An 11,666-nucleotide genomic window follows, 5' to 3' on the forward strand; every position below is an offset into this window, starting at 1 on the left:
ACGGGGTTGCGTTAGACTAATCGGCCTGTAAGGCCATCGCCCGACTCCCCGCGGATACGCGCAATGTCAGAGAACTACGTCGCCCAGTGCCCCAACTGTCGCACCCGCTTCCGGGTCAGCCGCGCCCAGCTCGGCGCAGCCCAGGGCGCCGTGCGTTGTGGCGCCTGCCTGCACGTGTTCAATGCTGCGCGGCAGATTGCCGAGGCCGCCCGCAACGCGCCGCCCGCCGCCAGCAAGCCGTCCGGGACGCCTGCGCCGGCGGTCGCCAAGCCGGCTTCGCCGCCGCCCCCCGCGGCTGCGGTGGTCCCGCCCGCCAAGCCCGAAGCCGCGAAGTCCCCGCCGGCGGACAAACCCCGACCGACGCTGCGCGATGACGACCTGCGCATCCATGACGACCTGGATCTGGGCGACCTGGACCTGGACCAGGAACTGGAGCGCCTGGACCAGGAAGAACAGCTGTCCGCGCAGTTCAAGACCCTCAAGGGCGCGCCCGGCACCGCCGAGCGCCTGCTCGGCCCCGCCACCAAGCCCGAAGGGGACGATGAGGCCTGGGCCGAGGCATTGCTGCGCGACGAGGCACTCAGCGCCGAACGCGACAACACGCGCGAGCCGCAGCCTGAAGCGCTCGGCCCGGCCCGGCAGAAGGCTGACAAGCCGCTGCCGGCAGCTCCCGCTGAATCGCTGCGGGTCGACGACGGCAGCGATGAAGCCCCCGGGGTTGCCCTTCATGAGCTGGCCGAGGCGCCTCTGCAGCTGGAATGGCAGAAGCCGAAGAAGCCCTGGGGACGCTGGCTGCTCTGGGCGTTCCTGATTCTGCTCGCGCTCCTGGCGCTGGCCGCCCAGTACGTCCACCACAATTTCCAGGACCTGGCCCGCCAGGACCAGTACCGCCCCTGGTTCGAACGGCTCTGCCCGACCCTCGGCTGCAGCCTGCCGTCACGGGTCGACATCGAGCAGATCCGCAGCAGCAATCTGGTGGTGCGCAGCCATCCGTCCTACCGGGGCGCGCTGGTGGTGGACGCCATCCTCTACAACCGCGCCAGCTTCGCCCAGCCCTTCCCGCTGCTGGAACTGCGCTTCGCCGACATCGGCGGGCAGCCGATCGCCAGCCGCCGCTTCAAGCCCAGCGAATACCTGAGCGGCGAACTGGCCGGGCAACAGGACATGCCCTCGCAGACGCCCATCCACATCTCCCTGGAAATTCTCGATCCGGGCAGCAAGGCGGTGAACTACAGCCTCGCCTTCCACTCTCCTGAATAGCCGGGATCGCCCGGACCGGATCGGGGTGGACCACGCCTCGTCGGTTAGCTGATTCCACACGGCGATAACGCTCCGACTGTTCAGAATTTGTTCAAAACCAACTTTAACCGGGCCCGGAGAGCGGGTATCATGCCCACCCTTTTTTGCAGCCCCCGATCGACCTGAGCCAGCAGGCCCCAGAGCAGGGAAGTCCTATGTCAGCGGTACGTATCGGCCCCTACGAATTGCCCAATCGACTGATCCTCGCGCCCATGGCGGGCGTGACGGACAGGCCGTTCCGCCAGCTTTGCCGGCGGCTCGGCGCCGGGCTCGTGGTGTCGGAAATGCTCACCAGCGACGTGCGCCTGTGGCACAGCCGCAAGTCGCGCCTGCGCATGCTGCACGCCGACGACCCGGAACCGCGTTCGGTGCAGATCGCCGGCGGCGATCCGCAGATGCTCGCCGAGGCAGCGCGCGCCAACGTGGAGCTGGGCGCGCAGATCATCGACATCAACATGGGCTGCCCCGCCAAGAAAGTCTGCAACAAGGCGGCCGGTTCGGCGCTCATGAAGGACGAAAAGCTGGTCGCGGAAATCCTTTCGGCCGTGGTGGGCGCAGTGGATGTGCCCGTCACGCTGAAGATCCGCACCGGCTGGGACCGCGATAACAAGAACGGGCTGACCGTGGCACGGATTGCCGAACAGGAAGGCATTGCCGCGCTCGCCGTGCATGGCCGCACACGGGCCGACCTGTACACCGGGGAAGCGGAGTACGACACCATCGCCACCATCAAGCAGGCCGTTTCCATGCCGGTGTTCGCCAACGGCGACATCACCTCACCGGAAAAGGCCCGCCAGGTGCTGGCGCACACCGGCGCCGACGCACTGCTGATCGGCCGCGCGGCGCAGGGGCGCCCGTGGATCTTCCGGGAGATCAACCATTTCCTGGAAACCGGGGAACGCCTGCCCGAGCCGGGGCTGCAAGAAGTGGAACGAATACTGCTGGATCATCTGTCGGCACTGCACGCCTTTTACGGCGACGAGATGGGCGTTCGCATCGCCCGCAAGCATGTCGGCTGGTATCTGGCAACGCTGCCGGGCGCCAGGGAGTTCCGCGCCCAATTCAATCGTCTGGACAGCACGCACGCGCAGTGCGCCGATGTTCGTGAATTCTTCGCCGCGCGGAATGCAGAGGAAGAGGTGGCCGCATGACCATGACCGAGACATTTGAAACTGGAACAACCCCCGTGAGTGAGCAAGCCAATCTGAAACAGCATCTGAACGCGCCCGGCCAGCAGACCCTGCGTGGCAGCGTGGAACAGGCGCTGCGCAACTATTTCGCCCATCTGGAAGGCGCTCCTGCCACGGACGTGTACAACATGGTGCTGGCCGAAGTCGAAGCACCCCTGCTGGAAACCGTGATGAATTACGTGAAGGGCAACCAGACCAAGGCCTCCGAGCTGCTGGGCCTCAATCGCGGCACCCTGCGCAAGAAGCTCAAGCAGTACGACCTTCTCTGACCCCCACGCTCCCAAATCACCTCACTTAGTAGCTGGACCTGCCTGATGACCGACCAAACCACCCGCCTCCCCGTCCGCCGCGCCCTGATCAGCGTTTCCGACAAGACCGGCATCGTCGACTTCGCCCGTGAGCTCGCCGCGCTCGGCGTGGAGATCCTCTCCACCGGCGGCACCTACAAGCTGCTCAAGGACAACGGCGTCAATGCCGTGGAAGTCGCCGACTACACCGGCTTCCCGGAAATGATGGATGGCCGGGTGAAGACCCTGCACCCGAAGATCCACGGTGGCATCCTCGGTCGCCGTGACCTGGATGGCGCAGTCATGGCCGAACACGGCATCGCCCCGATCGACCTGGTGGCGGTCAACCTCTACCCGTTCGCGGCCACCGTGGCCAAGCCGGGCTGCACCCTGCCGGATGCCATCGAGAACATCGACATCGGCGGCCCGACCATGGTCCGCAGCGCGGCGAAGAACCACAAGGACGTCGCCATCGTGGTCAACGCCGGCGACTACGCGGGGATCGTCGAGTCCCTGAAGGCCGGCGGCCTGACCTACGCCCAGCGCTTCGACCTGGCCCTCAAGGCCTTCGAGCACACCGCCGCCTACGACGGCATGATCGCCAACTACCTGGGCACCATCGACCAGGCCGCCGAAACCCTGTCCACCGAAGGCCGTGGCCAGTTCCCGCGCACCTTCAACAGCCAGTTCATCAAGGCGCAGGAAATGCGCTACGGCGAGAACCCGCACCAGATCGCCGCCTTCTACGTCGAGCCGCAGAAGGGCGAGGCCAGCGTGGCCACCGCCGTGCAGCTGCAGGGCAAGGAGCTGTCCTACAACAACGTGGCCGACACCGACGCTGCGCTGGAATGCGTGAAGAGCTTCGTCAAGCCGGCCTGCGTGATCGTCAAGCATGCCAACCCGTGCGGCGTGGCCGTGGTGCCGGAAAACGAAGGCGGCATCCGCAAGGCCTATGACCTGGCCTATGCCACCGACAGCGAATCCGCCTTCGGCGGCATCATCGCCTTCAACCGCGAGCTGGACGGCGAAACCGCCAAGGCCATCGTCGAGCGCCAGTTCGTCGAAGTGATCATCGCCCCGAAGGTCTCCGCCGAAGCCCGCGCCGTGGTGGCCGCCAAGGCCAACGTGCGCCTGCTGGAATGCGGCGAATGGCCGGCCGAACGCGCCGCCGGCTGGGACTTCAAGCGCGTCAACGGTGGTCTGCTGGTGCAGAGCCGCGACATCGGCATGATCACCGCCGATGACCTGAAGGTGGTGACCCAGCGCGCGCCGAGCGAGCAGGAAATCCACGACCTGGTGTTCGCCTGGAAGGTGGCCAAGTTCGTCAAGTCCAACGCCATCGTCTACGCGAAGAACCGCCAGACCGTCGGCGTCGGCGCCGGCCAGATGAGCCGCGTCAACTCCGCACGCATCGCCGCCATCAAGGCTGAGCATGCCGGTCTGCAGGTGCAGGGCGCCGTCATGGCTTCCGACGCGTTCTTCCCGTTCCGCGACGGCATCGACAACGCCGCCAAGGCCGGCATCACCGCCGTGATCCAGCCGGGTGGCTCGATGCGCGACCAGGAAGTGATCGATGCGGCCAATGAGGCCGGCATCGCGATGGTGTTCACGGGCATGCGCCACTTTAGGCACTAAACCCGGCCGCACTGGAACCGGCATCTGCGTCGTTGCCCCGGACTCCGCCAATGCTCATTGCCAACAGGCAACTGCGCTTGTCGGAGCCCGGGGCGCCTAGCATCTACCGGCTCCATTGCGACCTCGTACCGAGTCGCCTGTTTTTGTAGGGTGGATAACGCTTTGTTTATCCACCGAGCGGGCCGCAGGCCCGCCCCCATTGGGAGAGAGAAATGAACGTACTGATCATCGGCAGCGGCGGACGTGAACACGCCCTGGCCTGGAAGGTCGCGCAGGATTCGCGCGTCGCGAAGGTCTTCGTCGCCCCCGGCAACGCCGGCACCGCCACCGAAGCCAAGTGCGAGAACGTCGCCATCGACGTGCTGAACATCGAGGCGCTGGCCGACTTCGCCGCGAAGAACGTGCAGCTGACCATCGTCGGCCCGGAAGCGCCGCTGGTGAAGGGCGTGGTCGACCTGTTCCGCTCGCGCGGCCTGGACATCTTCGGCCCGACCGCCGCCGCCGCGCAGCTGGAAGGCTCCAAAGCGTTCACCAAGGACTTCCTGGCCCGCCACAAGATTCCCACCGCCGACTACCAGAACTTCACCGAAGTGGAACCGGCACTGGCCTACCTGCGTGAAAAGGGCGCGCCGATCGTCATCAAGGCCGACGGCCTGGCCGCCGGCAAGGGCGTGATCGTCGCCATGACCCTCGAAGAAGCCGAAGCCGCCGTGCGCGACATGCTCTCCGGCAACGCCTTCGGTGACGCCGGTTCGCGCGTGGTCATCGAGGAATTCCTCGATGGCGAGGAAGCCAGCTTCATCGTCATGGTCGACGGCGAAAACGTGCTGCCCATGGCCACCAGCCAGGACCACAAGCGCGTCGGCGACGGCGACACCGGCCCGAACACCGGCGGCATGGGCGCTTATTCCCCCGCGCCGGTAGTCACCGACGCCGTGCACCAGCGCGTGATGGACGAGATCATCTACCCGACCGTGCGCGGCATGGCCAGTGAAGGCAACGTCTACACCGGCTTCCTGTACGCCGGCCTGATGATCGACCAGAGCGGCGCCCCCAAGGTCATCGAGTTCAACTGCCGCTTTGGCGACCCGGAAACCCAGCCGATCATGTGCCGACTGGAATCCTCGCTGGTGCTGCTGGTCGAGGCCGCGCTGGCCAAGGCGCTGAACAAGGTCGAAGCCACCTGGGACCCGCGTCCCACCGTGGGCGTGGTGCTGGCCGCCGGCGGGTACCCGGGCGACTACGCCAAGGGTGACGTGATCGAAGGCCTGGCCGATGCCGCGCAACTGGACGGCAAGGTGTTCCATGCCGGCACCGTGCTGAATGCCCAGGGCCAGGTGGTCACCGCCGGCGGCCGCGTGCTGTGTGCCACCGCCATCGGCCGCACGGTATCCGACGCCCAGCAGCAGGCCTACCGCCTGGCAGAGAAGATCCGCTGGAACGGCATGTTCTATCGCAAGGACATTGGCTATCGCGCCATTGCCCGCGAGCAGAACCGTTAATCGGAAACTTCTGCACAGCTGCCCGAAAAAGACGGATTTTTATCCGTCTTTTTTGTTTAACCCTGTGGATCGATGTCTATAATCGACCACTTTTTTCACGGATCGAGACGAGAGTTGTCGTGCAGCAGTCAAGGAGAGTGATTGCAGTACTCATGGCGCTGTTGCTCAGCCTCCTGGCCACGGCCACCCTGGCCGCAGCGCACGCCGAGCCTGCGCTGCGCTGGAGTCTGTTCGACGACACCAGCGGCCGACTGGCCCTTGATGACGTGCGCAAAGCGCCCTTCCGGCCCCTGGCCTCTGCCAGTTTCTCCCGCCCCCCGTCGCCCGGTGCGCTCTGGCTGCACGTCAGCCTGCCGCCACTCGATGCCCCGCGCTGGCTGTGGCTGCTCGCCCCCAAGGCGCAGGAGATTGACTACTTCCTGTTCGAGCGCGGCGAGCCGATCACCCATTTCACCTCCGGGGAACGCCATCCGCAGCAGGCGGAGGTCATTCGCGCGGGGCAGGCCTATTTCGTTCGCCTGCCCTACGATGGCCAGGCGCGCGAGGTGTACCTGCGCCTGGGCAGCTACCACGCGTTGCGTGGCTGGATGCAGGTGCTGGATGAGCAAGCGCTGATCAGCCACGGCCAGCCGAGCTACCTGAACGGCGCGCTGATCGGGGCACTCTTCGCCCTGCTGGTCTATTGCCTGATCTACGCTGGCATCACGCGCAGCCTGAGCTTTGTCTGGCTGGCAGCCCTGCACGCCTCACTGCTGATCTGCGCCATGGCGCATCTTGGCCTGCTCATGGAGTTCTCCAGGCGTCTCGGGGTGCCGCAAACCCTGATCGGCGATCTGTTCGCCCTGCTGGGCCTGCTCGGTCTGCAGCTGTTCGCCCGCGACTTCTTCTCGTCGCCCTCTGTGCTGGAGCGCCTCCTCCAGCGCGCCACCCTGTGGCTGACGGCGCTGCCCTTCCTGTTGCTGGTCTATCCGCCGCTGGCGCACTGGTTCAGTCCGCTGATGTATCTGGCGCTGCTGACCGTCCCCGCCGTCGTGGGCTACCTGGCAGGGCGCCGCTACCGCGCCGGCCAGGTGGCTGTGGGCCAGGTCGGTCTGGCCATGCTGCTGCAGTTCTTCACCATCCTGCTGGTCATGCCTGTGATGCTCGGCCTGGCGCAACTGCCTCACGTCGCACTGGTCGCCAGCATCTACGTCGCCTTGGGCATGGCCGGTGTGCTGCTGTGCCTGGCCCTGCGCCAGCGCCAGCACCGGGACGCCATGCAGCGAGCCCAGGCGCGCACCGACGACGCGGTGAACCGCGCCGAACTGCGCACCAAGGCCGACTTCCTGGCCAAGATCAGCCATGAAATCCGCACGCCGATGAACGGCGTGCTGGGCATGAGCGAACTGCTGCTCGGCACCCAGCTGTCCAGCAAGCAGCGTGACTACGTGCAGACCATCCATGGTGCAGGCAACGAACTGCTCATTCTGATCAACGAGATTCTCGACATCTCCCGGCTGGAATCCGGACAGATCGAGCTGGATGACGTGGCCTTCGATCTCGGCGCGCTGATCGAGGATTGCCTGGGCATGTTCCGCGCGCGGGCCGAGCAGCAGAAGATCGAGCTGATCGGGTTCGTGCAGCCGCAGTTGCCTCGGGTGATCGCCGGCGACCCGACCCGCCTGCGCCAGGTGCTGGTCAGCCTGCTGGACAACGCTTTCCGCCAGACCCAGGACGGCGAGATCCTGCTGGCCGCCGCCCTCGACGGCGAACAGCTGCGTATTACCGTGCAGGACAGCGGTGCGCCACTGCCGGAGAGCGAACGCCAGGCGCTGCTGAATGCGGCGCTGCACAGTCCCGACCTGCTCTCTGCCAGTCGAAATGGTGGGCGCCTGGGTCTGATCATCGCCCGCCAGCTGACCCTGCTGATGGAGGGCGAGTTCGGCGTGCAGGCCGGCGAACTGCGCGGCAACACCCTGTCGCTGAGCCTGCCCCTGGATGCCGCGCAGCTGCGCCAGGCGCCGGGCGATCTGCACGAGCCGCTGCACGACGCGCGGGTGCTGATCGTCGATGACAACGAAATCTGCCGCAAGGTGCTGGTCCAGCAGTGCGCCGCCTGGGGCATGCAGGCCGTGGCGGTGGCCTCCGGTCGCGAGGCGCTGGCCATGCTGCGCACCCGCGCGCACCTGCAGAACGATTTCGATCTGGTGCTGCTCGACCACGACATGCCCGGCATGAGCGGCCTGCAACTGGCCGCGCGGATCAAGGAAGACCCCCACCTCAACCGCGACATCCTGCTGATCATGCTGACCGGCGTGAACAGCGCACCGAGCAAGGTGATCGCCCGCAACGCCGGCATTCGCCGCATCCTCGCCAAGCCGGTGGCCGGCTATACCCTCAAGGCCACCCTGGCCGAAGAGCTGGGCCGCAGCCCGCAACAGCCGGCCAGCCCTTCCATGCCGGCCGAACTGCCCCCTCTGCCCAGCGATTTCCGCGTCCTGGTGGCCGAGGACAACAGCATCTCCACCAAGGTGATCCGCGGCATGCTGCGCAAGCTCAACCTGGAGCCGGATACCGTCAGCAACGGCGAGGAGGCCCTGGCGGCGCTGCGCGAGCAGCACTACGACCTGGTGCTGATGGACTGCGAGATGCCCGTCATGGACGGTTTCACCGCCACCCGCGAGCTGCGCGAATGGGAAGCCCGCGAACAGCGCCCGCGCACCCCGGTGGTGGCACTGACTGCGCACATCCTCGGCGAGCACAAGGACCGTGCGCGCCTGTGCGGCATGGACGGGCACATCGCCAAGCCGGTGGAGCTTTCGCAGCTGCGCGAGCTGCTCAATCACTGGGTGCTGGAGCGCGACCTGCACCGCCATGCGCTGAGCGGATAGCCGGTCGGACTGATGGGTCACGCAACCAGCGCTTTTAACGGACGGCTCGGCTAGAATCGCGCCGCTCAACCCACCGTTTTCCGAGACACCCCCGCCATGATCGCCGAGCTGTTCAGTATCTATCTGCGGATGCTGGTGCTTTACAGTCCCTTCTTCGTGCTCTCCTGCTTCATCAGCATGACCCGCGGCTATGCGCCGCGCGAACGCAAGCACCTGGCCTGGCGCGTGGCCACCGGCGTGCTGATCGCCAGCCTGCTGCTCTACCTGTTCGGTCGCTACATCTTCGACCTGTTCGGCATCACCATCGACGCCTTCCGCATCGGCGCCGGCAGCGTGCTGTTCATCTCCGCGCTGGGCATGGCCCAGGGCAAGGCGGTGGCGCAGAGCGACAACGTCCACCAGGACGTGACCATCGTGCCGCTGACCATCCCGCTGACCGTCGGCCCCGGCACCATCGGCGCCCTGCTGGTGATGGGCGTGGCCGACACCCAGTGGGACCAGAAGCTGGTGACCATCGCCGCGCTGGGTCTGGCCGCACTGACCGTCGGCACGGTGCTCTACCTGTCCAACCAGTTCGAAAAACTGCTCGGCGAGCAGGGCCTGCAGATCGTCAGCCGGCTGATGGGCCTGTTCGTCTGTGCGCTGGCCGCGCAGATCATCTTCACCGGCATCCAGGGCTACCTGATTCCGTAGGGGGGCAACGCCAGGCGTTGGCCGCTGCTCGCGGCCTCGGTGCATCCGCAGCGGCAGCCGGAACGGCACCGACCGCCTGCGTTCGCACCACGACCACGCACCCATGCCCCGCCCCGGTGCGTCGGCGCCGCGCATCGCGCGCGAAATGCCACCGAATATGAGCGTAACGCCCTGAAAATCCAGGCCTTTCCGAACCTGGCACCACCCTTGCTCTGTCCGTTCCATCGCTTGGATACAAGATGGAACCTCAGAGCATGCCCAACGCTCCCCTCGGCTTTACCCTTGCCGACTGGCAAGCGGCCTACCGCAACCGGATAAGCCCCGCCGAACTGATCCACGCCCTGCTCGATCAGTTGAACCCGGACGATCCGGCCTGGATCACCCTGGCCAGCCGCAGCCAGCTGGATGAACAGCTCGGCGCACTCGACCGCCTGCTCGACGCCGCCGGCGGCCAGCAGGAGGCCCTGCCGCTGTTCGGCGTGCCCTTCGCCATCAAGGACAATATCGACGCCGCCGGCTGGCCCACCACCGCCGCCTGCCCTGCCTTTGCCTACCGGGCCAGCGAAGATGCCCACGTGGTCGCTCGCCTGCGCGCCGCCGGCGCCATCCTGATCGGCAAGACCAACCTGGACCAGTTCGCCACCGGCCTGGTCGGCACCCGCTCGCCCTACGGCGCGGTGCCCAACAGCTTCAACCCGGACTATGTCAGCGGCGGCTCCAGCTCCGGTTCGGCCAGCGTGGTGGCGCGCGGCCTGGTGCCCTTCGCCCTGGGCACCGATACCGCCGGCTCCGGTCGCGTACCGGCCGGCTTCAACAACATCGTCGGTCTCAAGCCCACCAAGGGCTGGCTATCGACCACCGGCCTGGTGCCAGCCTGCCGCACGCTGGACTGCATCTCGGCGTTCGCCCTGACGGTGAACGACGCCCTGGCGGTGGCCAATCTGGCCGGCGGCTACGACCCGAGCGATGCCTTCAGCCGCAGCAACCCTTGCAGCGCCAAGGTCGGCGTGCCGGTCGCTGCGAAGCTGGCCTACCCGGCCGACCCGGAGTTCTACGGCGATACCCAGAACCAGACGGTCTACCTGCAAGCACTGGAGCAGCTAAAAGCCCAGGGCGCCGAGCTGACGCCGATCGACTTCAGCCCGTTCCAGACCCTGGCCGAACAGCTCTACTACGGCCCTTGGGTGGCCGAGCGCACCGTGGCTCTGGCCGGCGTCGCAGCGGAGCACATCCACCCGGTGGTGCGTGGCATCGTCGACAAGGGCCACCCGTACAGCGCCTGCGATGCCTACGGCGCCGAATACCTGCGCGCCGAGCTGGCCCGCTGCATCCACGAGGCCCTGGCGCCCTTCGACGCGCTGGTGGTGCCGACCTCGCCGACGATCCGCACCCTGGCCGAAATGGAGCAGGAGCCAGTGCTGTTCAACAGCCAGTTCGGCACCTACACCAACTTCACCAACCTGGCCGACCTGTGCGCCCTGGCTGTTCCGGCCGGTTTCCGCACCGATGGCCTGCCGGCCGGCATCACCTTCATCGCCCCCGCCTGGCGCGACCAGGCCCTGGCCGCGCTCGGCCAGCGCTGGCAGCAGGCGCTGGCCCTGCCGCTCGGCGCCACCGGGCGGCCGCTACCGGAGCTCGCGCCACTGCCCCAGGCACCCGGCAGCGTACGCGTGGCGATGGTCGGCGCCCACCTGACCGGCATGCCGTTGAATTTCCAGCTCACCACCCGCGACGCCGTGTGGGTGGAACAGACCACCACGGCCCCGCACTACCGCCTGTATGCCCTGCCCGGCACCGTGCCACCCAAGCCTGGCCTGGCGCGCATGGCCGAAGGCGCACCGATCATCGTCGAGCTGTGGGACGTGCCGCAGGCGCGCTTCGGCGAGTTCGTCGCGGAGATCCCGCCGCCGCTGGGCATCGGCAACGTGCAGTTGGCCGACGGCCGCTGGGTGAAGGGCTTCATCTGCGAGCCCTACGCGCTGGAAGGCGCCCGCGACATCACCCCCTTCGGCGGCTGGCGCGCCTTCATCGCCGCCCAGAACGCCATCCCCGTGAAGGCCTGAGGCCAAGGAGAGCGCCATGTTTCAGACCGTCCTCATCGCCAACCGTGGTGACCAGCCGCGAAGCGGCGCAGCGCCGAAGTCAAAGTGCCGGGTGGGCGTAGCCCACCACGGCGATCTCGCCACGGAG

8 protein-coding genes are annotated in these 11,666 nt (G+C 67.0%); all 8 read left to right on the forward strand.

The window, feature by feature from the left end; translation table 11 throughout:
• The first annotated feature begins 63 nt into the window (after positions 1 to 63).
• The 8 genes from PT85_RS09825 to atzF all read left to right on the forward strand — a co-directional run bounded on the left by PT85_RS09825 (position 64) and on the right by atzF (position 11,539).
• Positions 64 to 1,260, forward strand: a complete 1,197-nt coding sequence (locus PT85_RS09825) for a DUF3426 domain-containing protein (RefSeq protein WP_039606557.1) — start codon at positions 64 to 66, stop codon at positions 1,258 to 1,260.
• A gap of 194 nt (positions 1,261 to 1,454) precedes the next feature.
• Positions 1,455 to 2,450 carry a tRNA dihydrouridine synthase DusB gene (gene dusB, locus PT85_RS09830; RefSeq protein WP_027589914.1) on the forward strand — a complete coding sequence of 332 codons (996 nt, stop codon included), beginning with the start codon at positions 1,455 to 1,457 and terminating at the stop codon, positions 2,448 to 2,450.
• Positions 2,447 to 2,758: a DNA-binding transcriptional regulator Fis gene (fis, locus tag PT85_RS09835; protein ID WP_027589913.1), complete on the forward strand. Its 312-nt coding sequence runs from the start codon at positions 2,447 to 2,449 to the stop codon at positions 2,756 to 2,758. Before dusB ends, fis begins: the two co-directional genes overlap by 4 nt.
• Before the next feature lie 45 nt (positions 2,759 to 2,803).
• Positions 2,804 to 4,411, forward strand: coding sequence for a bifunctional phosphoribosylaminoimidazolecarboxamide formyltransferase/IMP cyclohydrolase (purH, locus tag PT85_RS09840; RefSeq protein WP_027589912.1), 1,608 nt, complete (start codon positions 2,804 to 2,806; stop codon positions 4,409 to 4,411).
• A gap of 212 nt (positions 4,412 to 4,623) precedes the next feature.
• The gene (gene purD / locus PT85_RS09845) at positions 4,624 to 5,913 is read left to right on the forward strand and encodes a phosphoribosylamine--glycine ligase (RefSeq protein ID WP_039606558.1); all 1,290 of its coding nucleotides are present in this window, start codon (positions 4,624 to 4,626) and stop codon (positions 5,911 to 5,913) included.
• 119 nt (positions 5,914 to 6,032) lie between these two features.
• Positions 6,033 to 8,783, forward strand: coding sequence for a response regulator (locus PT85_RS09850; protein WP_039606559.1), 2,751 nt, complete (start codon positions 6,033 to 6,035; stop codon positions 8,781 to 8,783).
• 96 nt (positions 8,784 to 8,879) lie between these two features.
• The gene (locus PT85_RS09855; protein ID WP_027589909.1) at positions 8,880 to 9,476 is read left to right on the forward strand and encodes a MarC family protein; all 597 of its coding nucleotides are present in this window, start codon (positions 8,880 to 8,882) and stop codon (positions 9,474 to 9,476) included.
• Positions 9,477 to 9,730: 254 nt separating this feature from the next.
• The gene (gene atzF / locus PT85_RS09860) at positions 9,731 to 11,539 is read left to right on the forward strand and encodes an allophanate hydrolase (protein WP_175444354.1); all 1,809 of its coding nucleotides are present in this window, start codon (positions 9,731 to 9,733) and stop codon (positions 11,537 to 11,539) included.
• Positions 11,540 to 11,666 lie beyond the last annotated feature (127 nt).

It is taken from the genome of Pseudomonas flexibilis, assembly GCF_000806415.1.
Classification (GTDB): domain Bacteria; phylum Pseudomonadota; class Gammaproteobacteria; order Pseudomonadales; family Pseudomonadaceae; genus Serpens; species Serpens flexibilis.